This is a genomic window from Bacillus fonticola, assembly GCF_012955605.1.
Lineage (GTDB): Bacteria > Bacillota > Bacilli > Bacillales > JC228 > Bacillus_CG > Bacillus_CG fonticola.
Genome location: NZ_CP052135.1, coordinates 2,896,642 through 2,923,391, shown reverse-complemented (window position 1 = coordinate 2,923,391; position 26,750 = coordinate 2,896,642). Strand labels below are relative to the sequence as shown.

Annotated in this window: 20 protein-coding genes; 15 read left to right on the top strand and 5 right to left on the bottom strand. The window is 45.6% G+C overall.

What is annotated here, in order from left to right; genetic code table 11:
- Positions 1–85 precede the first annotated feature (85 nt).
- From HHK01_RS14320 to HHK01_RS14310, 3 genes are all read left to right on the top strand, one after another.
- The gene (locus tag HHK01_RS14320) at positions 86–595 is read left to right on the top strand and encodes a YwgA family protein (protein ID WP_170008407.1); all 510 of its coding nucleotides are present in this window, start codon (positions 86–88) and stop codon (positions 593–595) included.
- Positions 596–758: 163 nt separating this feature from the next.
- Complete coding sequence (locus HHK01_RS14315; RefSeq protein ID WP_170008823.1) at positions 759–1,685, top strand: manganese-dependent inorganic pyrophosphatase; 927 nt, start codon at positions 759–761, stop codon at positions 1,683–1,685.
- Positions 1,686–1,995: 310 nt separating this feature from the next.
- Positions 1,996–2,523 carry a YwhD family protein gene (locus HHK01_RS14310; protein ID WP_170008406.1) on the top strand — a complete coding sequence of 176 codons (528 nt, stop codon included), beginning with the start codon at positions 1,996–1,998 and terminating at the stop codon, positions 2,521–2,523.
- Positions 2,524–2,932: 409 nt separating this feature from the next.
- Here HHK01_RS14310 and HHK01_RS14305 read toward each other — a convergent pair whose 3' ends face one another.
- Positions 2,933–5,038, bottom strand: a complete 2,106-nt coding sequence (locus HHK01_RS14305; RefSeq protein ID WP_170008405.1) for a transglycosylase domain-containing protein — start codon at positions 5,036–5,038, stop codon at positions 2,933–2,935.
- Between the two features lie 282 nt (positions 5,039–5,320).
- Between HHK01_RS14305 and speE the strand changes: the two genes are divergently transcribed.
- From speE to HHK01_RS14290, 3 genes are all read left to right on the top strand, one after another.
- Positions 5,321–6,151 carry a spermidine synthase gene (speE, locus tag HHK01_RS14300; protein ID WP_170008404.1) on the top strand — a complete coding sequence of 277 codons (831 nt, stop codon included), beginning with the start codon at positions 5,321–5,323 and terminating at the stop codon, positions 6,149–6,151.
- 15 nt (positions 6,152–6,166) lie between these two features.
- On the top strand, positions 6,167–7,042 hold the full coding sequence (gene speB / locus HHK01_RS14295; RefSeq protein WP_170008403.1) for an agmatinase: 876 nt from the start codon (positions 6,167–6,169) through the stop codon (positions 7,040–7,042).
- A gap of 336 nt (positions 7,043–7,378) precedes the next feature.
- Positions 7,379–7,900, top strand: coding sequence for a hypothetical protein (locus HHK01_RS14290; protein ID WP_170008402.1), 522 nt, complete (start codon positions 7,379–7,381; stop codon positions 7,898–7,900).
- A 186-nt stretch (positions 7,901–8,086) separates the two neighbouring features.
- On the opposite strand, the gene HHK01_RS14285 is transcribed toward HHK01_RS14290, so the two are convergent.
- Both HHK01_RS14285 and HHK01_RS14280 read right to left on the bottom strand, forming a co-directional pair.
- Entirely contained in the window at positions 8,087–10,528 is a 2,442-nt protein-coding gene (locus tag HHK01_RS14285; protein WP_170008401.1) for a molybdopterin-dependent oxidoreductase, read from the bottom strand.
- Positions 10,529–10,957, bottom strand: a complete 429-nt coding sequence (locus HHK01_RS14280; RefSeq protein WP_170008400.1) for a hypothetical protein — start codon at positions 10,955–10,957, stop codon at positions 10,529–10,531. It lies immediately after the preceding gene.
- Positions 10,958–11,131: 174 nt separating this feature from the next.
- Here HHK01_RS14280 and HHK01_RS14275 point away from each other — a divergent pair, with 174 nt between their 5' ends.
- Positions 11,132–11,551, top strand: coding sequence for a YwiB family protein (locus HHK01_RS14275; protein ID WP_170008399.1), 420 nt, complete (start codon positions 11,132–11,134; stop codon positions 11,549–11,551).
- Complete coding sequence (argS, locus tag HHK01_RS14270) at positions 11,548–13,218, top strand: arginine--tRNA ligase (RefSeq protein ID WP_170008398.1); 1,671 nt, start codon at positions 11,548–11,550, stop codon at positions 13,216–13,218. Before HHK01_RS14275 ends, argS begins: the two co-directional genes overlap by 4 nt.
- A 354-nt stretch (positions 13,219–13,572) precedes the next feature.
- Here argS and HHK01_RS14265 read toward each other — a convergent pair whose 3' ends face one another.
- Positions 13,573–14,151 carry a spore coat protein gene (locus HHK01_RS14265; protein ID WP_170008397.1) on the bottom strand — a complete coding sequence of 193 codons (579 nt, stop codon included), beginning with the start codon at positions 14,149–14,151 and terminating at the stop codon, positions 13,573–13,575.
- 114 nt (positions 14,152–14,265) lie between these two features.
- Entirely contained in the window at positions 14,266–15,459 is a 1,194-nt protein-coding gene (cls, locus tag HHK01_RS14260) for a cardiolipin synthase (RefSeq protein ID WP_170008396.1), read from the bottom strand.
- A 283-nt stretch (positions 15,460–15,742) separates the two neighbouring features.
- On the opposite strand from cls, the gene HHK01_RS14255 reads away from it, so the two are divergent.
- The 7 genes from HHK01_RS14255 to icmF all read left to right on the top strand — a co-directional run bounded on the left by HHK01_RS14255 (position 15,743) and on the right by icmF (position 26,725).
- Positions 15,743–17,857, top strand: a complete 2,115-nt coding sequence (locus tag HHK01_RS14255) for a (Fe-S)-binding protein (RefSeq protein ID WP_170008395.1) — start codon at positions 15,743–15,745, stop codon at positions 17,855–17,857.
- A gap of 261 nt (positions 17,858–18,118) precedes the next feature.
- Positions 18,119–19,300, top strand: coding sequence for an acetyl-CoA C-acetyltransferase (locus HHK01_RS14250; protein WP_170008394.1), 1,182 nt, complete (start codon positions 18,119–18,121; stop codon positions 19,298–19,300).
- A gap of 263 nt (positions 19,301–19,563) precedes the next feature.
- Positions 19,564–20,415, top strand: a complete 852-nt coding sequence (locus HHK01_RS14245; RefSeq protein ID WP_170008393.1) for a 3-hydroxybutyryl-CoA dehydrogenase — start codon at positions 19,564–19,566, stop codon at positions 20,413–20,415.
- A 12-nt stretch (positions 20,416–20,427) separates the two neighbouring features.
- Positions 20,428–21,564, top strand: coding sequence for an acyl-CoA dehydrogenase (locus tag HHK01_RS14240; protein ID WP_170008392.1), 1,137 nt, complete (start codon positions 20,428–20,430; stop codon positions 21,562–21,564).
- Positions 21,565–21,597: 33 nt separating this feature from the next.
- On the top strand, positions 21,598–22,737 hold the full coding sequence (locus HHK01_RS14235) for an acyl-CoA dehydrogenase (RefSeq protein WP_170008391.1): 1,140 nt from the start codon (positions 21,598–21,600) through the stop codon (positions 22,735–22,737).
- Between the two features lie 42 nt (positions 22,738–22,779).
- Positions 22,780–23,439: a TetR/AcrR family transcriptional regulator gene (locus HHK01_RS14230; RefSeq protein ID WP_170008390.1), complete on the top strand. Its 660-nt coding sequence runs from the start codon at positions 22,780–22,782 to the stop codon at positions 23,437–23,439.
- 25 nt (positions 23,440–23,464) lie between these two features.
- On the top strand, positions 23,465–26,725 hold the full coding sequence (gene icmF / locus HHK01_RS14225; RefSeq protein WP_170008389.1) for a fused isobutyryl-CoA mutase/GTPase IcmF: 3,261 nt from the start codon (positions 23,465–23,467) through the stop codon (positions 26,723–26,725).
- Positions 26,726–26,750 lie beyond the last annotated feature (25 nt).

The following is a 26,750-nucleotide window of genomic DNA, read 5'->3' as shown; positions in this document are numbered from 1 at the left end:
CTATAGTAAAAGTTCAAAAGAGGGACGAACCCGGACTTTTTGAACTTCCTTTTACAAAGATTCTTTGGATAGGGAGATGAGTAAGTTGCTAAAGGATCACGCAAATGTGTTAGGGGCCATCTCAGCCTCTGGGGAAATCATCGGACGGAAGAAGCTACAAAAGATGGTATACATCGCAAAACGCCTTCAGTTCCCGTTTCAAGAAAAGTTCCAATATCACTTCTATGGACCGTATTCTGAAGAGTTGACGTTACGAGTAGAAGAACTGTGCGATATGGGGTTCCTTCAAGAAGTGAAAGAGAAAAAAGGCGGCTACATTCAGTATCGCTACGCACTCGCTGAAGCGGGCGATGAATTTTTAGAACACGTCGGCAGGCCTGATGCGGCTTTGCAAAGTGTGCTAACAAACATGAATGACAAGAGTTCGAGATTTCTAGAGCTCGTATCAACCGTTCTATATTTTGAACATTTGCCAAAAGCCGAAGTCACAGAGAAAATCTTCACGCTCAAAAGCAAAAATCGCTATACAGTGGAAGAAGTAGAGGAAGCTTATACATATATCGCTTCTTTACGTGAACAAGCGCCGCTTTCGTAGGGTGGGGAGGGCCTGACTCATTTTGGATGAGTTAGGTTTTTTTCTGTTTTTGCCACTGAAGCAACACAACACCTCTTTGAAAGAGTAAGCCATTGTTTAACCTTTAAGAGAAAAAATGATAAAATAAACGGAAGAACGATAGAACTTATCAAGGAGAGTCATGATGGACAAAATTCTAGTTTTCGGACATAAAAACCCAGATACAGATACAATATGCTCTGCGATTGCGTATGCTGAATTAAAGAAAGAGTTAGGCGTTAATGCTGAACCTGTTCGTTTAGGCGAGTTGAATGGAGAAACGCAATTTGTATTGGATCATTTTCAAGTGGAAGTACCGCGCCTAGTGGACACCGTGGCAAACGAAGTAAAGGAAGTTATTTTGGTCGACCACAATGAGCGCCAGCAAAGTGTTGCAGATATCAATGAGGTGCGCGTGCTGGAGGTTATTGATCATCATAGAATCTCTAATTTCGAAACGAGCGACCCTTTGTACTACCGTGCTGAACCGGTCGGGTGTACTGCGACGATTTTAAATAAATTGTACAAAGAAAACGGTGTTGCGATTCGTAAAGAAGTGGCAGGGCTCATGCTGTCCGCAATCATTTCGGACTCACTTCTGTTCAAATCTCCTACGTGCACACAGGAAGATGTAGAAGCAGCTCATGAATTGGCTAAGATTGCTGAAGTCGATGTGGAGAGCTACGGATTGGACATGCTGAAGGCTGGTGCAGATTTAAGTGACAAAACCATTAGCCAGCTCATTTCCCTTGATGCAAAGGAATTCCAAATGGGTAGCTCCAAAGTGGAGATTGCACAGGTAAATGCTGTTGATGTCAACGATGTACTTGCTCAACAAGCGGAATTGGAAACGGCGATATCAGGCGTCATTGCTTCGAAAGAATTAGATTTATTTTTGTTTGTAGTAACAGATATTTTGAACAATGATTCAGTTGCGATTGCTCTAGGCAAGGGGGTACAGGCTGTGGAGAAGGCATTTGACGTTACGCTGGAAAATAACACTGCTATGTTGAAGGGTGTTGTGTCGCGGAAGAAGCAGGTTGTGCCTCAGTTGACGGATGTTATGAAATAGGAACCCTTTGTAATGTTCAATTTGTATAAAGGACCTGACTCTGTGTTGACGAGTCAGGTCCTTTTGTTTTCAGATGATAAGTGCTTTTTGCCCAACGAAACAAGGTTCCATAACTTCTCCAAAGGTGTCCCATTTTGTCTTGTAGGGTGCAAATAACCTTATAGGCTTGCTATTTGACATGAGCAAAGTCGCTCTCCAATTCAGCGTGGAAGTACCTTTCTATTTTGAACTCTATATATTTGCGTACGATCGGAATCAATCGTTATACTATAGGAAGAGACATCGAGCGAACGGAAGGGGTATTCGCCATATGAGTGAAGAGAAAAAGAAAAAACAGATTGGCTTTAATATTATTAAAAACGATCCGACTGATGGTCATCGTGGATACGGAGTAGGTGCGCTCAGTTTAGAGAACGTGTCGCCTGTGATCATAGATGTGGAAGAACGAGATGCGTTTGTAGATATTGGCGCGATGCATGCACGAAGCCAGGTGGAGCGTGGTATTAAGTTTTTGAAGGACAAAAGTGAAGTACCTAATGGCAAACCGTACTGGCTCGTTTGGGTGACGATTAACAGGAAGCAAGAGGGCCCGTATTATTACGGTGTCACAGCGTGCGAATTCACTGTTGACCGCAGCATTAGACGTGGATACAAGATTCTTCCAGAACACGTGAATCGGATGGACAAATCGATGAAAGGGCGCATTGAAGTCGATCACATGGATGATGTATCTAAAGACGTGCTGTCCGCGTTTTTACGCAAGCATAATGAAGACTTGTGGACGCATTCATCAGAGGAATTGCACAAAGCATTGTCAACCTCTTTTGAAAAGAATTGAACCGTTTGTGATAACTTTGTGAACAAACCAATCTCACCTTGCCGAATGCTTTCTATAATTTGTAAACTAGATAATGGAAGAGCACTTTATTAGCTAGGACAACAAAATTCCCCACGTGGTTCTGAACACACCATAGTGGGGATTTTTGCGTTATCCGCCAGGAACTTGTGACTGGCGGATAAGTCTGAGCAAAATCCAATAAGTCTGAGCAAAATCCAATAAGTCTGAGCAAAATCCAATAAGTCTGAGCAAAATCCAATAAGTCTGAGCAAAATCCAATAAGTCTGAGCAAAATCCAATAAGTCTGAGCAAAATCTAATAAGTCTGAGCAAAATCCAATAAGTCTGAGCAAACCCCAATAAAAAAGCGACCCTGGCAATTCAGGATCACTCACTCACTCTCACTCTCACTACCCAATCCAATCAAACAACTTCTTATACCAAGGCTCCTCAATCGGTTCATCTTTCGGATCTGACTCCTCTTCCTCAGGAGCCTCATCAGTTTTGTCGTCTCTTCCAAGGTGTTCAATGCAATACTCTGTTGGTTCTGTGCCTTCGATGAAATATGTGAGTCGCTTCGTTGGGCAGGCTTCGGTCGCAAGCTTTCCTGTGGCAGGGTTCACGTAGACACCGACAACGCCTTCTGGAGCACGGAACGCCTTCACTGGGCTTCCTTCTAACGCTTCTTCCATGAATGTGACCCAAATATTTTTAGCGTACTGTTTTTCGGTGACATTTGTAATGTCGCGTCCGTCGTCATATCCTGTCCATACGCCTGCAGTTAGCTGTGGGGCAAAGCCGATCATCCAGCTGTCGGTATCGGTAGAGCCTGATTTGCCTGCATAGGCACGCGTGATATCGTCAATGACCGTCGTGCCTGTTACGGATGAGTAGCCGTTTAACGCTCTATCAAACATGCCTGTCATCATACTTGTCATTAAAAAGGCGCGGTCCTTTTTCAGTGTTTGCTCACTAGACTGTGGAGCCTCGTACAGCACCTCGCCATCTCGATTCACGACTTTCTCAATTAGTTGTGGCCTAACATCTTTCCCACCATTTGCAAACATATTGTACGTGTTTGTCATTTCCGTCACCCGCACTCCAGATGTACCGAGCGCGAGGGAAGGGACTTTATCTATTTTCGTAGAAATACCGAAGCGTCTCATCGTGTCGACTAGTGTTTGTGTTCCCATAAACAAATGGGTCTTCACCGCATACACGTTGTCAGACAAAGCCAATGCTTGAGCGAGTGTCACATCGTCTTCAGCGTACTTGTTGTTAAAGTTATGCGGTGTGTATTCGGCGCGCCCTTCGTCAAACAAAAATGTCGTCTGCTCACTTTGCATGGAGGTGGCGGGTGTAAAGCCTTGTTCGAGCGCTGCGTAGTACAAAAGTGGTTTGATGGTCGATCCTGGTTGGCGGATGGCTTGTGTTGCCCGGTTAAATGGGCTTTCTTGGTAGTCACGTCCGCCCACCATGGCACGAACAAATCCGGTGTTTGGGCTCATGGCAACAAATCCAAGCTGCATGTTGCTATCGTCTTCCATCGTTTCCTCCACGGCTCGTTCTGCAATCTTTTGCATCTTAGGATCGAGCGTTGTATACACTTGCAACCCGCCTGTCTCGAGCGTCTTCTCGTCAATGCCAACCGTGCGCTGTAGCTCTGCTCTCACAGCATCTTGAAAATAAGGGGCAATGTTGTTGGCGACAGTTGGATGGGTTCCTGTGTACGAGAGTGGTTCACGTAGCGCAACAGCTAGCTCTTTAGCGGAAATAAGTTTTTGTTCGGCCATTTCTTGCAAAATTAATTTCTGCCTTGATTTTGCAGCGTCTGCATCTTCAAGTGGAGAATAATTACTCGGGCCTTTTGGAATGCCTGCGAGCATCGTGCTTTCTGCAAGAGATAATTCATCGGCATCCTTGCCAAAGTAAAATTGACTGGCAGCTTGTATACCGTATGCTCCGTGTCCATAGTATATCGTGTTTAAGTACCCCTCTAGAATTTGATCCTTGTCGTAGTTCATCTCGAGTCTGAGTGCATAGACAGTCTCTTTAATCTTTCTTTCCCACGTTTTGTCATGCTCTAAAAATAGGTTGCGGGCATATTGCATCGTAATGGTACTTGCCCCTTGAACCATGTCCAATGCTTTCAAGTCAGCGATGGCGGCCCCAGCAATTCGTTTTATATCAAAACCGTTATGTTCATAAAAATTGCGATCCTCTATAGCGACGGTAGCGTTCACGAGAGCAGGACTCATTTCTTCGATAGGAACCCAGTATCGCTTCTCACCGTTAAAGTTCTCTTCACCAATCACCGTTCCGTCTGCTGCGTAGTAGAGCGTGGACTGGGGAACTGACAGAGGAGGAGGTCCCTGTACTTTCAAATAAGCCCAAAGGCTACCAACTGCTATTAACATGAGGAGTACAAAAAATCCACCGATAAACCCTGTGGCACGAACCCACTTGATTATTTGCTGTCTTCTGCGACCTGATCGTTCTTGTCGATATTCTTCCATGATCCATCGCCCCCTTTCCATATGCGTTTATCATTTTTAGTATGGAAAAGTTTCTCTGTTTTTATACAGACAGACCTAAGGACTTTTCAAACGCAAAAAGGAGTTTCAAATTTTCGTAGGATACTCTATACTCGGTGTCAGACCCCCACCGCTTTAAAGCGGTGGGGGTCTGACACCCTCAACGTGACACCCGCCACGTTTGAAATAGAAGAGACAGGGGAACCGTAAATAGTAGAGAGAATAGCGCTGTTTTTGCGTGGCGCAGATGAAAGGAGTCCGATCATGGGCGGATTTTGGTTTACAGAAAAACAAACAGATGATTTTGGCATTACGATGCGAGTAAATAAAACGTTGCACTCGGAGAAAACGGATTTTCAACAGCTGGATATGGTGGAAACGGCAGAGTGGGGGAACATGCTTTTGCTCGACGGCATGGTGATGACGAATACGAAAGACGAGTGGGTATATCACGAGATGGTCGCACATGTTCCGCTTTTCACGCATCCAAATCCAGAGCATGTGCTCGTAGTGGGTGGCGGCGATGGTGGTGTAATTCGCGAAGTGTTGAAGCACCCGAGTGTGAAAAAGGCGACGCTCGTTGAAATCGATGGCAAAGTGATTGAGTACTCGAAACAGTATTTGCCGGAAATTGCGGGAGCACTTGACGATGCTCGTGTCGACGTACAAGTAGACGACGGCTTCATGCATATTGCTCAAAGTGAAAATGCTTATGACGTAATCATGGTCGACTCAACAGAACCGGTAGGACCAGCTGTTAACTTGTTCACGAAAGGGTTTTATTCCGGCATCGCTAAAGCGTTAAAAGAAGAGGGTATTTTTGTCGCACAAACTGACAATCCGTGGTTCAAAGCAGACTTGATTCAGCAAGTGTATAGCGATGTGAGGGAAATTTTTCCGATTACAAAGTTATACACAGCCAACATTCCGACATACCCAAGCGGCCTGTGGACATTTACGATCGGTTCGAAAAAACACGATCCTTTGCAAATAGCTGAGGAGCGATTCCACGATATCGACACGAAGTACTACACGAAGGAACTACATACGGCTTCCTTTGCGTTGCCTAAGTTTGTGAAGGATCTAACTGAATAAGGGGGCTATGCAATTATGGTAAAGTTTGACGAAGCTTATTCAGGTAACGTATTTATTGCAAGCCACCCAAGCTATGAAGACAGCCAAGCCGTTATTTATGGAATGCCGATGGATTGGACGGTGAGCTTTCGACCGGGGTCCCGTTTTGGCCCAGGGCGCATTCGTGAAGCATCGCTAGGGCTTGAGGAATATAGCCCTTATATAGATCGTCACTTGGAAAGCGTGAAATATTTTGACGCTGGGGATATCCCACTTCCGTTCGGTAATCCACAGCGGAGCTTGGACATGATCGAGGAATATGTGGACAAACTGTTAGCAGAAGGGAAGTTTCCGCTCGGTTTAGGCGGCGAACACTTAGTTAGCTGGCCGATCTTTAGAGCTTTCCACAAGAAATACACAGATTTAGCCATTATTCACATCGATGCTCATGCAGATTTGCGCGAGGAATACGAGGGCGAACCGTTAAGCCATTCCACACCGATCAGAAAAGCCTGTGGATTAATTGGGCCGGAAAATGTGTACTCGTTCGGCATTCGCTCTGGCATGCAAGAAGAATTTGAGTACGCTAGGCAATCTGGTATGTATATGGCCAAGTTCGACGTGGCGGCTCCTTTAAAAGAAGTGTTGCCAAAGCTTGCTGGTCGCAACGTCTACGTCACGATCGACATCGACGTACTCGACCCGGCCCATGCACCGGGAACAGGTACAGCCGAAGCAGGCGGTATCACATCAAAAGAACTACTCGAAGCCATCACAGCGATCAGTCAATCGGATGTAAACGTAGTCGGCGCTGATCTAGTAGAAGTCGCACCAGCCTACGACTCAAGTGAACAAACGCAAATCGCAGCAGGAAAGTTTGTGCGTGAGATGTTGTTGGCTTGGGTGAAATAAGCAAGCAACAAGCCCGAGACATTCTTTTGTCTTGGGCTTGTGTAATATTTTGGGATGAAACTACATATAAAGACACAGGAAGAAAGACAGAGTTATACTTTATTTTTATATATTGTATGGTTAAATTATACTGTATTTATGGTAGGGTTGTATTATAGAAAACAAGGAGGTTTATAGAAATGAAAAAATTTCTATTGTGTTTCGTTGCTGCTGTAATTTTAATTACTACCAACGAGTTATGCCTTTGGACAAGAGGAGAATGTAGTAAACCAAGCCAAGCAATCTGAACAAGAAGACCCTACTTTCATTGCTGAAAAAATTGGAGAAATTAACGGTGTGGACATAACCGTTACACTGTTAGAAGGAGATATTCTAACAGAAGAAGAGAAGCAGGAGTATATGGAGATAGCTAAGGAACACGTTTTTGATAAAGATGATTCAACTGATAATCAACTAGCAAGGGTTCCTGTTCAACCAGGTGGCGGAAACGGTACAATAATTTCCGTTTACGAGGATGAGATTACCCCGTCTATTCTAGAAGATATTAAGAATTATTATGCAGGGATTACTGCCACTCTCGGAGGAGCTATTGGATACTCAATAAAACGAGAAGCAGGACTTGCTTGGGGCACGGCAGTCGGTGCGGCCATAGGTGGATTAGTACTCGATATTGACATTGTTTATTCAAGAAACAAAGTTGTAGAATACTATAGTGATGCAGCGGGGAAATATTTATATCAACTTGTTGCAGAGAATTATAGTCATTCATCGAGAACAAGTGACTTTTTAGAAGAAGTAACTCTTCAAGGTCCTCTAGAGATGGTTAATGGATGCTGCCTGAGGGAGTATAACGGGTAAGGATGTGAAGCAATACAATGTTTAAGCAACGTAGATTCTACACTCCATATTGGGAATTAGACGTTGAAGGTAAATTTAAACGTTGTCTGTATACAATACCGTTTAGTATTTTGGCTTTAATCATCCTTTGGAAAAATAGGGTGTCAGTCCCCCAGCACTTTAAAGTGGTGGGGGACTGACACCTTGCTACACACTTGGAAACTTCTCCACACTTCGATACGGCATATAAGGCGGAATCTCAACGTTCTCTCTAGAATAAGGCACCTCAATACTTTCCCCAACACCCACCCGATAAGGTGGAAACAAACTATTAATCTTCGCTAATTCTTCCAACGTATACCCGTGCTTTTCTGCGATACTTTGTAAACTTTCATCGCTACCTACCGTATAGTTCTTTCTAATTTTTTCAACCCGACATGAGCTTTGTTTAAAAGTAGGTTGTTTTGACAAGGGATCTGTAAAATCGACGGTCAGCTCATTGGCGGCCTCATTCTTTTGCCATGAACCGTAATGAAATGGCACAAAAACTAAACCAGGTTGAACGGTATCCACAATTCTTACTGGTACCTCGATCCAACCCCTCGGTGAAACAACTCTAACTCTTTCGCCAGGGAGCAAGTTAAGTTTATCTGCATCCTGCATGTTCATCTCAACGTACCCGTTCGGCGCAATCATTTGCAAGTGAGGGGACCGTCCTGTTTTAGTACGCGTATGCCAGTGCCACACAAGTCGACCTGTCGTTAACCAAAATGGATAGGCTTTCGTCGGTCGTTCGGGTGGGGGGAGGTAATGGGTCGCAAACAGAATCGCGCGTCCATTTGCCCCAATTGCTTCAAATTCACTTTTCGTTCTCGGTCGCCCTGTGAATAAATCCTTCCCATAGCTTTGGGCATAGTCTGGATACGTAGGAAAGTTGTGATCTGCGTACAGTCGCGGCGTTCCTAAAGGATTTTCCTCATTCACTGGCCAGCGCAGCCCGTTATATTTCTCTAATTTGTCATAAGTAATTCCTGTCATGTCTGCTGGTCTACCTGCAGACACCTTCTTCCACTCTTCAAAACATTCCTCGGGGGTTGTGTACGTAAGTAAAGGGCGTCCGGATTGGTCCGTAAATCCCATCCTTTGTGAGAAATCTAACAATATATCAAAATCAGATTTTACCCCGTCTGGAGGATCGACTGCTTTCCTTAAAAGGTTAACCGTTCGATCCGCATTTTCCATCGTGCCCTCTTTCTCTCCCCAAAGAGCTGCAGGCAAGACAATATCGGCTACCTCCGTAGTTTCTGTTAAAAAGGGATCCTGTACGACGACAAAGGTTTTCTCAAAAGCTTTCCGCGCGCGCCTACGATTCGGTAAAGAAACCATCGGATTCGTTCCGATATTCCAGAACAACCCAATTTTGTCTTTCTCCATCAAATGGATGACCTCTTCAATCCCTTTTTCTGGTCCGACTTCTAGATGTTCTTCCTCCACGTTCCAAAGTCGAGCCATTTCCTTAATATGCTGCGGATTACCTGGGTTCCGGTTACCGGGGTAAGTGCCAACCCCGCCAACAGTTCGGTTACCAGAGGAACTAGGCTGGCCAGCCATATGTAGCGGGCCACTACCAGGTTTTCCAATGAGACCACGTAAGAGATGTATGTTGTTAATGGCCACACATGAAGTGGTTGCATCTACGGATTGATAAGTACCCTGCAGCGTCGTACACACGAGAGTATCCGTTCGTCCAAGAACTTGAGCGGTTTTTTGGATGAGCTCAGCAGGGATTCCAGTGACACTTGCGGTTTGCTCAGGGGTCCATTGGTTAACAGATTCCTTTGTGTTGTTATAGCCGACAGTATGGTTCTGGATGAAGTGTTCATCTATGTGACCATTCTTGATAAGTAAGTGGGTAAGTCCGTTTAGAAGCGCCGCGTTCGTGCCTGGTATTAGTTGAAGAAACAAATCTGCAGCTTGAGCAGTGACCGTTTTACGCACGTCCACCACGATTAAGTAAGGCTTTCCAGTTCGCCTCTTCCTCTCCATAATTCTTTCAAACAACACCGTACCCGTCTCAGCAAGATTATGACCAAAGAGCATCATCGTATCGGTCACATCGACATCTTCATACGATGCCGGTACACCATCCGCCCCAAAGGATTCAAACAAACACCATTCTGTGGTGGCTGTACATAATCGCGTATTCGCATCAAGTAAGTGACTTTTAAGTCCGGCTCTACCAATCTTTGCGATCGTGTAGTACGTTTCTAAATAACATTGCCCTGTCGAATAGATCGAAAAACCATTAGGACCCAGCCTTTGCAAAGTTTCTTTTGTTTTCTCAACAAAAAGTCCCATCGCTTCGTCCCAAGAAGCTGTCACTAACCTCCCAGAGGAATTCCGGATAAGCGGTGTTTGTAACCGGTCTACATTGTTATTCGCATACCATTGATTTTCGCCTTTTGGCCCTAGTCTTCCACGGTTAATACTGTGATCCTTATTTCCTTTAATCCCGACAATTTTGTTATCCTTCACAGCTACAAAGCAACCGCACCCCACTGAGCAAATGTTACATGTACTGTACACCCATTTATCAATTTCTCCTTGTGAATATACATTAATATCCGTTCTTTCTGTTGCCCAGCTCATTCACATTCCTCCGTTCTTTCTCATTAGCGGTGGAATTATATATCTCGTCTCTTGTTTACCGTATAACTCCTCAACATAAGGAACGGCTTGGAGGAGCTCACGCCTGATTTGCTTCATAATAGACTTCTTAGCCTTGGTACTTTCGCGACTCTCTAGACCCATCCAAATAACATTTCGTACCCATGCTCTAAATAACGGATCCCTCGCTTCCTCATCGCGGTAAATGACCTCTATATAGTAACGAAGATCTTCTTTGTCAGTATGGCTTTGTTGAAGTAGAAGGATGGCTTGGTAGAGCGTGGTTTGTTGTTCCCTTAATACGACGAGTAAACGAACTAGTATCGGACTGTCTATAGAAGAGAAGTCACGAGAAACGACTTGAAGCAGTCGATACGCTCTCGCAAAATGCTGCAACAAGTTGCTATCCATTGCACACCTCCAAACTTCAAATGTAACTCTGTGTTAATATGTATGCGTGCAATGCTGGTGTCAGTCCCCCGCCGCTTTAAAGCGGCGGGGGACTGACACCAGCATTGCATCCCACCAAGTTTCTTCGTATACTGGAAGAGTTCAAAAATTGACGGATACGGGAGGCATTTTCTATTGGCACAACCCGTGAACATTCATTTAAAAAATGAGATTGCCCGTGATGATGAGACGGAGACGTTTGAGCTGAGATTAACCGGGCAGTATGTACATAAGGGAAACGACCATTATTTGTTGTATGAGGAGCATCAAGAGGAAGGTACCGTGCAGACTGTGGTGAAATGGCGTTCAGGGCGTGCGCTCATTATGCGGAAGGGAGCAGTGGGCATGCGCATGGAGCACATTGAAGGCGAAACGACGGAAGGGGCCTATGACAGTCCATACGGAAAACTTGCGATGCAAGCAAATACGATAAAAATAGATTCACATGTAGACGATGCGAACGGGCACGTCACATTTCAATACGACTTAACGATGCAAGGATCGTCTATTGGCATGTATACGATGGCGGTCGCGTTCAAGGAGGCAAAACAGTGAGCATTGTCCAAAAAGTACAGGATCAGTTAAAACAAGAAATTCGTCAGGCGGTTCTCAAAGCAGAATTAGCGACAGAAGACCAGCTGCCAGAAGTCATTCTCGAAGCACCGAAAGATAAGGCGCACGGAGACTACGCGACCAATATGGCCATGCAGCTTGCGCGAGTAGCGAAAAAGTCACCACGACAAATTGCCGATGCAATCGTGACCAACCTCGATGACAAGAAAGCGTCTGTCCGCCAAGTAGACATCGCGGGACCTGGATTCATTAACTTCTTTATCAACCAAAGCTACCTTACGAAAGTCGTAGCAACCGTGCTCGAGCAAAAAGACCGCTTCGGGGAATCGAATGCAGGGAACGGCGAAACGATCAACGTTGAGTTTGTTTCAGCCAACCCAACCGGCGACCTTCACCTCGGTCATGCCCGCGGAGCATCGGTTGGAGACTCCCTTAGTAACGTGCTCGCAAAAGCCGGCTACAAAGTGACACGCGAATACTACATTAACGATGCCGGCAACCAAATTCATCATCTCGCGGTATCCGTTGAAGCGCGCTACTTCCAAGCACTTGGTCACGACAAAGAAATGCCAGAAGACGGCTACCAAGGACAAGATATCGTAAACATCGGAAAAAGTTTGGCTGAAGAATTCGGCGACAAATACGTACAAGCAGACGAAAAGGAGCGCTACGATTTCTTCCGTCAATACGGTCTCAAATATGAACTAGAAAAACTACGCAAAGATTTAGAAACGTTCCGCGTCCCATTCGACGTTTGGTATTCAGAAACGTCCCTATACGAAAACGACCACATCGACCGCGCTTTGGCGAAACTTCGCGAACAAGGTCACGTATTTGAAGAAGGCGGGGCAACATGGTTCCGCTCGACAACGTTCGGTGACGACAAAGATCGTGTATTAATCAAACAAGACGGATCCTACACATACTTAACGCCAGACATTTCATACCACTTGGACAAATTTGCACGTGGATCTGACAAGCTGATTAACATTTGGGGCGCTGACCATCACGGGTATATTCCACGGATGAAAGCGGCGATCCAAGCGTTAGGCTACGAACGAGACGCACTAGAAGTGACCGTCATCCAACTCGTGCACCTCTACAAAGACGGAGAGAAAATGAAGATGAGCAAACGAACGGGCAAAGCCGTGACGATGCGCGAGCTTGTAGAAGAAGTCGGCTTAGACGCCGTTCGCTACTTCTTCGCGATGAGAAGTCCTGACACGCACATGGACTTTGACCTAGATTTGGCTGTATCAAAATCGAACGAAAACCCGGTGTACTACGCGCAATACGCACACGCACGGATTTGTTCGATCCTGCGGCAGGCGGATGAACAAGGCTTGACTGTTGATGCGCAAGCGGACTTCACAAAGCTGGAAGCGGAAAAGGAAATCGATCTCATGAAGAAGCTCGGTGATTTCCCGCAAGTAGTAGCTGAGGCGGCAGCACGTCGCACACCGCACATCGTGGCGAACTACATTCATGACTTGGCATCGCAGTTCCACAGTTTTTACAATGCGGAGAAGGTGCTGGGATTAGAGGACGAAGCGTTGACGAAGGCGCGTTTAGGATTGGTAGATGCAACGCGAATTACGTTGGCGAATGCTTTGAGATTGATTGGGGTTTCGGCTCCGGAGAAGATGTAGTACACAAAAAAAGACGGACTTGCAAAAAACAGACCGCTGTAGCTAGACACGTCTCGCCTGTCCCGCTGATCCCGCAGGAGTAGAAGGAGGAAAGGCTAAGTGCGCCACGTCCTGTGGCAACGCCTTTCTGACCCACATCCTGTGGGCCTCCGCAGAGAGCGTACTTTGCGAACGAGGAGGCTCAGCGCGGAGCCCGCGGAAAGCGAAGTGTATTTCCGGAGCGGTATTCAAGCACTATGAATGTGCATTACGTCGCATCATGAGATTACTGTATAGTAAAAACAACAAAGGATACGAAAAGAGCCATCTGAAAAAATCCGCATCACGGTGATTCGTGATACGGATCTTAAACTCTTACTGCATTGGCATTTGTGGCTGTCCACCATCCATCGGAACCGGCTGATAAATGGTGCTCATCGTATCAATGGCTGTCTGAGGTGCTGCCATCAATGGATAGTAACCTTTTTTCGCCATGTATTCGAACATTTCGTACGCGTGGTGGCTACTGTTTAAGAAGGCGTTTTCTAAAAATGTTCGTAAGTTTGGATTTGCACACTCTGTTGCAGCAACCGCATAATTTTTAGCTGAACCCTTTTGGTTGATCAAATAAGCAAGAGCGATTTCACGATCGGTATGCTGTTGCACATTTGTACGAGGTGCGCCAGCAGGTAATGGTTGTGATTGCGTGTAATTACTTAATTGGGGATTGAGTGTGTCCGGTTGAAACTTCTCGATGTTAGGTACACTTTGACTTTGTAAAAATTCTACCTTTAAGTTGTAATCCTTTACGTGAAGCGGAAAATGCTTTTGTAATAACTGCTTCAATTCAGGATCTTGCGCTTGGTTCATGTAGCTTGACATACATGTCACTGTATTAAAACAACCAGCTACTAATTCGCTAAGCTCATTTAACTCGTGTGCTGCTAATTGCATAAGGAATCCCTCCAAGAATGTATTTTACTTTGTTAGAATGCGACAATGGTTTGGAACTATACATCTTGTGCGTTTGACACAAATCCGAATCGAAGTTTCATAATCAAAATCTTCTTACAAAAAATAAGACACTGTTTTTGCAGACCATTCCTTTATCGATCGTACGAAATTGGGCTTTGTGAGTTGTTCGTACGTTAACTCGGTAGAGCCCTCCATATGACGAGCAAGGCGTGTACGTACTTTTTGAACAAACGTACGGTCAAAAAAGTAACAATTTAACTCGTGATTCAAGTATAAACTGCGTTTATCAAAGTTGGCGGTTCCAATATCACACACTTCATCATCGCGTACGAGAACCTTCGTGTGATAGAAGCCGTTCTGGAATTGATAGACTGTGCCACCTGCCTGCAATAACTTTCGAAAGTAAGGGAAAGCAGCTTCTTTTACGAGTGGATGGTCCTTTTTGAAAGGGACAATTACCGACACTTGAACACCGCGCTCACAAGCATCTAATACCGCTTGAAACAGTTTCTTACTAGGAATGAAATAGGGTGAACCAATAACAAGCGATGTTCTCGACTTTTGGACAAACTCGCAATAAATACCTTCTAGTTCTACTCCTTCAGATGCCGAAAAGCGATGTGCCAATGTGCCTGGCTCTAGTTTTGGAAAATACTCGTCATCATTTACGAGGTGGTCCTTCGTTGCCTCTTGCCAATCCGTTAGAAATTGGCGCTGTAAATCTTCAACACCCTCGCCGGTAAATCTTAAGTGAAAATCCTTCCAGGGGGCCATTTGTGGATCATGGTTAACGTATTGTTCCCCTATATTGAAGCCCCCGAAAAAGCCAATGTTCCCATCTATTACTGTGATTTTTCGATGATTACGTTCCTGCAGAGAATAAAAGAAGCCAGGGAAACGTGGAGTATGACAAAATGCCACCAATACCCCGTCCTCCCGAAGCCTTCGAACGGTCTTCTTCCCCACCTTTAGGCTACCAACCCGATCTAATAGAAGCCGGACTTGAACGCCTTCACGCGCCTTTTGACGTAGTAAGGCAAAAAAACGCTGACTAATGTCGTCCTCCGAAGCAACAAAAAATAGCACATGCACGTGGTGTTGCGCTTTGTGAATTTCATGGAAAAGTTTTGTGAAAAGAGCTTCCCCATCTTCGTGTAATTCTACATCGCTCTTTCTTAACTTAAATGTGAGCTTATGAATGTGTTTCTTGTGATGCCATCTACCGTACTGAAAATCTGCCCATATGAGGACAACAAAAAGGATGAGAATGCTCACAATCCATGTCAAGTTTGACCGCCCCTTTTGACAAGATAATCCTAGTGTCTCCGAAAGTGCTAATCCTAGTACGAATAAACAGTCATCATGCATATGATTAACTAAAGAGACATCATGATTATTATTCAGTATTACGGAGGAGTAAGTAACTAGTGAAAGTGCAGTCGGTAAGGAAAAAGGGTTGACTGAATGATCATTCATATCTATAGTGAGAGTATAAATAACAGTCTGAAATTATGGACAGAAGAGTCTCAGAAAACAAGGGGTAAATTTACGAAGCAGAGGGGGAACTGGTGTGAATCCGTTGTTGTGGGTGAATCTTATTGCATTCATTCTTGTAACCGCTTACGCACTGAGTTTGTTTGTGTACGTTGTACGAACGCGTATTGCATTTATTCAACTAGGGAAGAAGCAAGAGTTTGATCAAAAGTGGAAAGAACGTTGGCAAAACATACTCACGAATGTATTTGGGCAAAAGAAATTATTGAAGGACAAGAAAAGCGGCATCATTCACGTGATGTTCTTTTACGGATTCATTTTAGTGCAGTTTGGCGCCATTGATTTTATTTGGAAAGGGATAGCGCCTGGATCCAATTTGCCACTGGGCCCACTGTATCCAGCCTTTACATTTTTTCAAGAAATCGTGACATTAATGATTCTAATCGCTGTCGTGTGGGCATTTCACAGACGGTATGTGGAGAAGCTTGTCCGTTTAAAGCGAGGCTGGAAAAATGGACTCGTTTTAATGTTTATCGGTGGGTTAATGATTAGTGTGTTATTTGGGAATGGCATGGCTCTTATTTGGCACGGGGAAGATCCGGCGTGGACAGAGCCGATCGCTTCGTTAGTGTCTATTGTGTTTGCAGGAATTCCGGAAGTTGTAGCGATTACGCTATTCTTCATCGCTTGGTGGATCCACTTACTGTTTTTGCTAGCGTTTTTAGTGTATGTACCGCAGTCCAAACACGCGCATTTACTTGCTGGACCAGCGAATGTTTGGTTTCAACGACTTGACCCGCCAGGAAAGCTTGCGAAAATTGACTTTGAAGATGAAACACAAGAAACCTTTGGGGTCGGAAAAATTCAAGATTTCAAGCAGCATCAGCTCGTTGATTTGTATGCATGTGTAGAGTGTGGTCGTTGTACAAATATGTGCCCAGCAACTGCGACAGGAAAAATGCTCTCACCAATGGATTTGATCGTGAAGCTACGCAATCACTTAACAAATACAGGTGCAGCTGTCACGTCAAAACAACCGTGGGTACCGACGTTTGCTTTTGGAAATACAACAGGTAATCAAATTGCGATGCAAGCGGCTAGCGAGGCAGGTCAAGAAAGTGCAGCCGGGTTAGCGTATGATGCTAGTTTAATAGGTGACGTGATTACGGAAGAAGAATTGTGGGCGTGTACAACGTGTCGTAATTGTGAAGACCAATGTCCGGTTATGAATGAACACGTGGATAAAATTATTGATCTTCGCCGTTACCTCGTGCTGACCGAAGGGAAAATGAACCCGGATGCGCAGCGTGCGATGCAAAACATTGAGCGCCAAGGCAATCCGTGGGGACTGAACCGGAAAGAGCGGGAAGAATGGCGCGAGCTTCGCGAAGATGTTGAAGTGAAAACAGTGAAAGAAATGAAAAAGGCCGATGAAGAGTTTGACTATTTGTTCTGGGTTGGTTCAATGGGATCTTACGATAACCGCAGTCAAAAAATCGCTTTGTCGTTTGCAAAACTGCTAAACGAAGCAGGGGTGTCCTTTGCAATCCTTGGAAACAAAGAGAAAAACTCGGGAGATACGCCGCGTCGACTTGGTAACGAGTTCCTGTTCCAAGAGTTGGCTGAAAAGAACATTCAAGAGCTTGAGAAAAACGAAGTGAAAAAGCTTGTAACGATCGACCCACATGCGTATAACATCTTCAAAAATGAGTATCCAGACTTTGGTCTCGATATTGAAGTGTATCACCATACCGAGTTGTTGGCAGAGCTTGTACGTGAAGGACGCTTGAAACCAACCCATGCTGTTCAAGAAACGATTACGTTCCATGACTCTTGCTATCTCGGACGTTACAACGAGGTATATGAACCACCACGCGATATTTTAAAAGCGATTCCAGGTTTGCAGCTCGTAGAAATGGAGCGAAATCGGGAAACAGGCATGTGCTGTGGTGCAGGTGGCGGTATGATGTGGATGGAAGAGGAAACTGGAAGTCGCGTGAACGTCACGCGTACTGAACAAGCACTTGAAGTGAACCCGACGATGATTAGTTCAGGTTGTCCGTACTGCTTGACAATGCTTTCTGATGGAACGAAGGCGAAGGAAGTAGAAGATAGCGTGGCAACAATGGACGTTGCAGAGATTTTGGAGCTATCAGTTTGTGGAAGAAAAGAAGAGAATGTAGCTTCTTAATGAGGTATGACACGTGAGGTGTGTTAATAAGATGAGAAGGGGAAGGGAGACTTTTGCAGGAGACTTTCCCCCTCTTGTCGAAAGAATAACGTGTCGGCAATTAGCAACAACATAGCGGTGAAGGCAGTTGGGTTTGTCTTTTGTTTTACCTACTTTAGTAAGCGGTTACATTGATTCGTTTTAATAGCGAGCGAGCGAGCGAGCGTTCAGTCAAAGAACGTGATGACTTTCACATAATGTAAAAAAGGGAGAGTGGAGACTTTGGCAAAAACAGTCATATTAGATGGAGCACGCACACCGTTTGGAAAAATGGGCGGGACACTAGCAAACTTTCAAGCAGCAGAGCTTGGGGGGAAAGCGATCACCGCCGCTTTAGAGCGCGCGCAAGTGGATAAAGATGAGGTTGAACATGTCGTTATGGGAACGGTATTGCAAGCCGGACAAGGACAAATTCCATCACGTCAAGCGGCACGTCACGCAGGATTAGACTGGCATGTGACAAGCGAAACGATTAACAAAGTATGTGCTTCTGGAATGAGAAGCATTACACTGGGCGACCAATTAATTCGCCTTGGAGAACACCATGTTGTTGTCGCAGGTGGAATGGAATCGATGTCTAACGCACCATACTTACTAGATAAAGCGCGCTTCGGATATCGCATGGGCGACGGGAAACTAAAGGATTCCATGACGTTTGATGGACTGACGTGTACGTTTACAGGTGCGCATATGGGTACGTACGGAAACTCAACTGCCGAAGATCTATCTATTTCCAGAGAAGCACAAGACGAGTGGGCATACCGTTCCCATCAGAAAGCATCTGAATCTGCAGCAATTCTTCAAGAAGAAATGGTGGAAGTAGAAATTCCGCAACGCAAAGGCGATCCAGTTGTCGTAAATAAGGACGAAGGTGTGCGCGCAGATACATCTATTGTAAAGTTATCTTCTTTGCGTCCAGTATTTGGGGCAAACGGAACGATTACTGCTGGAAACGCTCCTGGTGTGAATGATGGGGCTTGCGCTGTCGTACTTATGAGCGAAGAGGTAGCGGTGAAGCAAGGAAAACAACCATTAGCAACGATTCTAGATCATACGACAATTGCGGTAGAGGCAAAAGACTTCCCGAAAACACCAGGTCTTGTGATTAACAAATTGCTCGAAAAGACGGGTCGCAGTGTAGAAGACATTGACCTTTTTGAAATTAACGAGGCATTTTCTGCAGTAGCCTTGGCGAGTCAGCAGCTTGCTGGTTTAAACCCTGAAAAAGTGAACGTCAACGGTGGTGCCGTTGCAATGGGACATCCGATTGGAGCCAGTGGCGCGCGTATCGTCTTAACTCTGGCGTACGAACTACGTCGCCGCGGAGGCGGACTTGGGATTGCTGCGATTTGTAGTGGAAGTGGTCAAGGGGACGCTATCCTCGTGGAAGTACCGAAGAAATAGGTTTGTAGACTGAAAGATAGGGAGAAGAAGGGGGGACGCGCCCTTCTTTTCCTAATAGTGAACCGTCGAATCAGTTTGCCTGGTGGGTACGGTCTAGGAAATCCAGCCTTTTTAGCATGTATCCACACTAATCAGGCGCATATCCAAACTCAGGATCAGTTCAGATCATATTCCAGGAATCAGCGCATCAAAAGTCAAAAATCAACAACCGTGTCAGAACACCATGATACTAATGATATCTGCAACATAAGGAGTGTAAAACATTGACCATTCAACAAGTATTAATCGTCGGTGCTGGCCAAATGGGATCCGGAATCGCCCAAGTGTTTGCTCAAGCGGGATACAACGTACAGTTATTTGATACGAAAGAGGCTGGTCTGCAAAAAGGGCTTGCCATTATCGAGAAAAACTTACAGCGCCAAGTTGATAAAGAACGCATAACTGCAACAGAGAAAGAAGGAATCACTAGCAAACTTCACCCGATCACTTCTCTTGATCAGTGTGGAGATGTGGATTTGGTCGTGGAGGCCGCAGTCGAACAGCTTGCAATCAAAAAGCAAATTTTTGCCGACCTTGACGCGCGTATGCCAGCGCAGACCATCCTTGCTACGAACACATCGTCTTTGCCTATTACCGAAATTGCAGCAGTGACGAATCGTCCTGAGAAAGTGATTGGTATGCACTTTATGAATCCGGTGCCTGTCATGAAGCTTGTGGAAATTATTCGTGGATTAGCGACAAGTGATGAGACGTACGAGGCGATTCATACAGCGACAGAGGCTCTCCGTAAAACGCCAGTTGAAGTAAATGACTTCCCAGGGTTTGTCTCCAATCGTATTCTCATGCCAATGATCAACGAAGCTGTGTATACGTTATATGAAGGAGTGGCCTCAAAAGAAGCGATTGATGAGGTGATGAAGCTCGGTATGAATCATCCGATGGGTCCACTCACGCTAGCAGACTTTATCGGGTTAGATACGTGCTTGTACATTATGGAAACGCTTCATGAAGGATTTGGGGACGACAAGTATCGCCCGTGTCCACTTCTTCGTAAGTACGTCAATGCCGGTTGGCTCGGCAAGAAAACGGGCAAAGGTTTTTACGAGTACACCTAGGAGGAAACCCTCATGAATCTCACATGGACCGACGAACAACTCATGCTACAACAAATGGTACGGAACTTTGCCAACGAGAAGGTCAAACCGTTCGTGCCACAAATGGAAGCCGGAGTATTTCCACGACCATTGCTGGAACAAATGGCAGAGCTTGGTTTAATGGGAATCCCTGTACCCGAATCTTATGGGGGCGCTGACATGGATTTCACATCGTACATTATTACCATTCACGAGCTATCTAAAGCTAGTGCCACACTAGGCGTTATTGTAAGCGTTCATACTTCTGTTGTCACAAATCCGATTCTTTACTTCGGTACAGAGGAGCAAAAACAAAAATATGTCACTCGTCTGGCGACTGGTCAATCACTCGGTGCATTTTGCCTCACAGAACCCGGGTCAGGAAGTGATGCAAAACGAATGAAAACCAGGGCCGTGTTAGATGGGAACGAGTATGTCCTTAACGGATCCAAAGTGTTCATTACAAACGGTGGAGAAGCGGATGTATACCTCGTCTTCGCAGTAACCGATCCGGAGGCTGGCTCCAAGGGAATCACAGCATTCATCGTAGACAAAGACACGTCGGGATTTCATATCGGTAAGGACGAGAACAAAATGGGGCTACTCGGCTCCAAAACGGTGCAACTTTCTTTCGAAGATGCACGCGTTCCCAAAGAGCAACGGCTTGGACAAGAGGGAGAAGGCTTTACTATCGCCCTCGCAAACCTTGATATCGGACGTATCGGGATCGCGGCTCAAGCGCTAGGCATCGCGGAAGCTGCTTTAGAAGATGCAGTCGTGTATGCAAAAGGGCGCCAACAATTTGGGAAACCAATCGCTGCACAGCAAGGGATTGGCTTCAAGCTCGCTGATATGGCGACAAAAGTAGAGGCATCGAAGCTACTCGTGTATCGTGCCGCTCATTTAAGACAAAGTGGCAAGCCGTGTGGAACGGAAGCCTCTATGGCAAAGCTCTTTGCGTCTCGCACTGCTGTTGAGGTGGCTACCGACGCTATTCAAGTATTTGGCGGGTATGGGTATACAAAAGACTATTCGGTGGAGCGTTACTTCCGTGATGCAAAAGTAACAGAGATCTACGAAGGAACAAGCGAAATCCAACGCATTGTCATTTCACGTGCGTTAACTAAATAAAAACTTACTGACAACGAGAAGAGAGGAATCAAAATGAACTTCCAACTTTCTGAAGAACACGAAATGATTCGTAAAATGGTGCGTGACTTTGCTGAAAATGAGGTGGCGCCAACCGCTGCTGAACGAGATGAAGAAGAACGCTTTGACCATGGGATTTTTAACATGATGGCTGAGCTCGGTCTGACAGGGATTCCATGGCCTGAACAATATGGAGGCATTGGTAGCGACTATTTGGCTTACTGTATCGCGGTCGAGGAGCTATCGCGTGTGTGTGCATCAACAGGGGTCACACTGTCAGCCCATACATCACTTGCCGGATGGCCCATTTACACGTTCGGAAACGAGAAACAAAAGCATCAATACCTCAAGCCAATGGCTGAAGGCAAGTCCATCGGTGGATACGGACTGACGGAACCAAGTAGTGGATCTGATGCCGGTGGAATGAGAACAGTCGCCGTTCGAGACGGAGATAACTACATCCTGAACGGATCAAAAATCTTCATCACCAATGGGGGAATTGCTGACTTCTACGTCGTATTCGCTCTTACAGACCCATCTTCTAAGCAAAAAGGAACCACTGCGTTCATCGTTGATAAGGACTTCCCAGGTTTTTCTGTCGGTAAAAAAGAGAAGAAGCTCGGTATTCGTTCTTCACCGACGACAGAAATCATTTTTGAAGACTGCCGCGTACCATTGCAAAACCGTCTTGGTGAAGAGGGTGAAGGCTTCAAAATCGCCATGATGACACTCGATGGTGGTCGAAATGGTATCGCAGCGCAAGCCGTTGGTATTGCGCAAGGAGCCCTCGACGCAGCTGTTGCCTACGCGAAAGAGCGTGAACAATTCGGTAAGCCGATCGCCGCCCAACAAGGGATTGGCTTTAAGCTTGCTGACATGGCAACCAAAATCGAAGCTGCTCGTCTATTAACGTACCAAGCAGCATGGCTCGAATCTAAAGGAAAGCCGTACGGAAAAGAATCTGCCATGAGTAAGCTATTTGCCGGGGATATCGCCATGGAAGTTACGACAGAGGCTGTACAAGTATTCGGTGGCTACGGATATACGAAAGACTACCCGGTCGAGCGGTTTATGCGCGATGCAAAAATCACCCAAATCTATGAAGGAACACAAGAGATTCAGCGACTTGTTATTTCACGTATGTTAACGAAGTAATGCGGAAGGAACCCATTTTTTTAGAGAAAGCGTGGTGAGCTCATGGAAAAAAGGCACGTAAAAGCATCTGTAAAAGATGAGCGTTTAGTGGCAAAAAGAAGAAATCAAATGGTTCAGGGGGCTGTACAGCTTTTTAAGGAAAAAGGCTTTCATCGAACAACAACTAGGGAAATTGCACGTGCGGCAGGCTTTAGTACGGGTACCTTGTACGAATACATTCAAACGAAAGATGACGTTCTTTACCTTGTTTGTGACGAAATATACGACCGTGTGCACAAGCGTTGTGAGGAAGCGATTCAAACCGATCTTGGGACGAGGGAGCAGTTAGAAGCTGCGATTGATGCCTACTTCCGCGTAATGGACGATTTGCAGGATGAAGTGCTAGTTATGTACCAAGAGGTAAAGTCGCTTACGAAGGATACGCTCCCTTATGTACTTAACAAAGAGCTAGAGATGGTTGATTTATTTGAGCAGCTACTAGAGCGGTGTTGTGAAGAAGGGGTCATCACGCTGTCTGCTGGTGAACGAAAACTCGCTGCCCACCAATTGTTCGTCCAAGGGCAAATGTGGGCATTTAGACGCTGGGTTCTCAGAAAGCATTATACGCTCTCTCAGTACATTGATTTCGGGAAAAAGCTGTTGCTAGACGGGGTTTGGCAAGCGACACACACCGAAAATAAAACACCGACGAGCAGCTCGTAGGAGATCTCAAAAGGAGGAAAGATTCATGGAACAAACCCTATATAAACTGAAGCATCCAGTTCGCTTTGTGACCGCCTCTAGTTTGTTTGATGGGCACGATGCTTCTATTAATATTATGCGTCGTATTTTACAGGCGACCGGTGCGGAAGTTATTCATCTTGGCCACAATCGTTCTGTAGAAGAAATTGTGCAAGCTGCCATTCAAGAGGATGTGCAAGGAATCGCGATTTCCTCATATCAAGGAGGACACGTGGAGTACTTCAAATATATGTACGATCTTCTCGAGGAAAAAGGCTGTAGCCATATCCGCATTTACGGCGGTGGGGGTGGCGTGATTATTCCTCGTGAAATTAAAGAGCTTCACGATCACGGTATAGCCCGTATTTTCTCTCCCGATGATGGTAGTCAGCTTGGCCTACAAGGGATGATCAATCTGATGCTGGAGGAATGCGACGTTCTGCTAGCAGAACGTTCTGAACTTCCTTCTGCCAAAGAAGTGAGCGACGGCGAGCCGAAAGCGATCAGCCGCTTAATTACGATGGCAGAGCTTGCTACAGGAAATGAGGAAGCTGCTGCAACGATTCAGCAAACGTTGGAAAGTGTCTCTTCCACAGAAAAACGTGCACCGGTTATCGGGATTACAGGAACAGGTGGAGCCGGAAAAAGTTCGTTAACTGATGAACTTATTCGCCGTTTCCTTCATTGCTTTGATAAAGAACGAATCGCTATTCTTTCCATTGATCCGACGAAGCAAAAAACAGGGGGAGCCTTGCTTGGAGACCGTATCCGCATGAACGCCATCTTCTCGCCACGAGTGTATATGCGTTCTTTAGCAACGCGTGGATCGAAAACGGAGCTATCTGTCGCGATTCAGGATGCTATTCGGATCGTGCAAGCAGCTGGTTTTGATCTAGTCATCGTGGAAACGAGTGGAATTGGTCAAGGAGATGCAGAAATCGCAGAAATTTGTGATGTGTCGATGTATGTGATGACGAGTGAGTTTGGTGCACCGTCTCAGCTTGAAAAGATCGATATGATCGATTATGCAGACCTCGTTGTCATTAACAAATTTGAGCGGAAAGGCTCAGAGGATGCTAGGCGACAAGTGCAAAAGCAGTATCAACGAAGTCGCACGTGGTTTGATAAGTCGTTAGATGAGATGCCTGTGTATGGAACCATTGCAAGCCAATTCAATGACCCAGGGACGAATGCCCTGTTTGCTGCTTTAGTTGAACGAGTAAATGATGTCGCAGGTAGCACGTGGGAAACACCGTGGTCGACGGCTGCTGAAGTAGAAAAGCAGCACGTGATTATCCCGAATGACCGGCGTTACTATTTGCGAGAAATTGCTCAAACCATTCGCACGTACCACAAGGAAACGGGCGTGCAATCTAACGTAGCCCGTCGCAAATCACAGTTAGAAGGGGCTTTGTTGCAGGCGAAGGAATGTGGAGCACACGAGGCAGTTATTGAGTCGCTACAAGACATGCTAGTCAATGTGGAAAAACAGCTGGACCCGACGTCAAAAGAGGTTCTTGACGGATGGGCTGCGAAAAAAGAAGCGTATCGTCGAGATGAATATGTAGTCCAAGTACGTGACAAGGAAATTCGGACGCCACTCTTTACAACAAGCTTATCTGGAAACAAGATTCCGAAAGTGTCCCTGCCTACCTACAGCGATCCAGGTGATCTCCTTACATGGATTCGAAAAGAAAATGTTCCAGGAGAATTTCCGTATACAGCTGGAGTGTTTCCTTTAAAAAGACAAGGGGAGGATCCGAAGCGTCAATTTGCGGGAGAGGGGACACCTGAACGTACCAATCGTCGCTTCCATTACTTATCAAAGGACGATGATGCAAAGCGCCTAAGCACCGCTTTCGATTCTGTTACTCTGTATGGAGAAGACCCAGATGAACGTCCTGATATTTACGGAAAAGTCGGCGAAAGTGGTGTGAGCATCTGTACAGTGAATGACATGAAGAAGTTGTTCGCGGGCTTTGATCTTTGCCACCCGTCTACATCGGTTTCCATGACGATCAACGGGCCAGCACCGATTATCCTGGCCTTCTATTTCAATGCAGCCATTGATCAACAATTGGCAATGAAAGAAGAAGAGCTCGGACGCCCGCTCACAGAAGCGGAGAGCGTAGATGTTACGGAAACCACGTTGCAAACCGTCCGCGGTACAGTGCAGGCAGACATTTTAAAAGAGGATCAAGGACAAAACACGTGTATCTTCTCAACCGAGTTTGCCTTGCGTCTCATGGGTGATATTCAGCAATACTTTATTGATCACAAAGTCCGCAATTACTATTCTGTTTCGATTTCTGGTTATCACATTGCAGAGGCAGGAGCCAACCCCATTTCGCAACTCGCCTTTACACTAGCAAACGGGTTTACGTACGTTGAGTACTACCTATCGCGCGGAATGAATATTGATGACTTTGCACCGAACTTGTCCTTTTTCTTCTCAAATGGACTCGACCCTGAGTACACGGTGATTGGCCGTGTAGCGCGACGTATTTGGGCAACGGTCATGAGAGATAAATATGGAGCTAATGCTCGTAGTCAAAAACTAAAATACCATATTCAAACGTCAGGTCGTTCTCTGCATGCGCAGGAAGTCGACTTTAATGATATTCGTACGACGCTTCAAGCACTTATGGCTTTGCAAGATAATTGTAATTCCTTGCATACGAACGCATACGACGAAGCGATTACAACGCCTACAGAAGAATCAGTCCGTCGTGCCATGGCGATCCAGCTTATCATTACGAAGGAGCACGGTCTTTCGAAAAATGAAAACCCTCTGCAAGGTTCGTTTATTGTGGAAGAATTGACCGACTTGGTCGAAGAAGCCGTCTTACAGGAGTTCGAAAGCTTAAACGATCGTGGTGGCGTTCTCGGTGCAATGGAAACGCAATATCAACGCGGAAAAATTCAAGATGAATCGATGCACTATGAGATGTTAAAACACACAGGGGAGCTTCCTTTAATTGGCGTGAACACGTACAAAAACCCCAACCCTCCATCTGAGGACGAGATGAACAACATGGAATTGGCACGGGCGACAAAGGAAGAAAAAGTAGCACAAATTACAAACTTGCGAGCATTCCAAAAGGAACACGCGACGGAAGCTTCGGTAGCATTAACACGACTACAGCGAGTGGCCCTTGATGGAGGTAACTTGTTCCAAGAATTACTCCATACGACTCGCGTGGCAAGCTTAGGACAAATTACACAAGCGCTCTACGAAGTCGGAGGCAAATACCGACGGAACATGTAAATTCCAGTAAAAGGCCCCCTCTTTA

Excerpts from the sequence above, each read along its gene's own strand:
- HHK01_RS14315 (WP_170008823.1), top strand. The coding sequence starts at position 759 with ATGGACAAAATTCTAGTTTTCGGACATAAAAACCCAGATACAGATACA.
- HHK01_RS14310 (WP_170008406.1), top strand. The coding sequence starts at position 1,996 with ATGAGTGAAGAGAAAAAGAAAAAACAGATTGGCTTTAATATTATTAAA.
- HHK01_RS14305 (WP_170008405.1), bottom strand. The coding sequence starts at position 5,038 with ATGGAAGAATATCGACAAGAACGATCAGGTCGCAGAAGACAGCAAATA.
- speE (WP_170008404.1), top strand. The coding sequence starts at position 5,321 with ATGGGCGGATTTTGGTTTACAGAAAAACAAACAGATGATTTTGGCATT.
- speB (WP_170008403.1), top strand. The coding sequence starts at position 6,167 with ATGGTAAAGTTTGACGAAGCTTATTCAGGTAACGTATTTATTGCAAGC.
- HHK01_RS14285 (WP_170008401.1), bottom strand. The coding sequence starts at position 10,528 with ATGAGCTGGGCAACAGAAAGAACGGATATTAATGTATATTCACAAGGA.
- HHK01_RS14280 (WP_170008400.1), bottom strand. The coding sequence starts at position 10,957 with ATGGATAGCAACTTGTTGCAGCATTTTGCGAGAGCGTATCGACTGCTT.
- HHK01_RS14265 (WP_170008397.1), bottom strand. The coding sequence starts at position 14,151 with ATGCAATTAGCAGCACACGAGTTAAATGAGCTTAGCGAATTAGTAGCT.
- HHK01_RS14240 (WP_170008392.1), top strand. The coding sequence starts at position 20,428 with ATGAATCTCACATGGACCGACGAACAACTCATGCTACAACAAATGGTA.
- HHK01_RS14235 (WP_170008391.1), top strand. The coding sequence starts at position 21,598 with ATGAACTTCCAACTTTCTGAAGAACACGAAATGATTCGTAAAATGGTG.
- HHK01_RS14230 (WP_170008390.1), top strand. The coding sequence starts at position 22,780 with ATGGAAAAAAGGCACGTAAAAGCATCTGTAAAAGATGAGCGTTTAGTG.
- icmF (WP_170008389.1), top strand. The coding sequence starts at position 23,465 with ATGGAACAAACCCTATATAAACTGAAGCATCCAGTTCGCTTTGTGACC.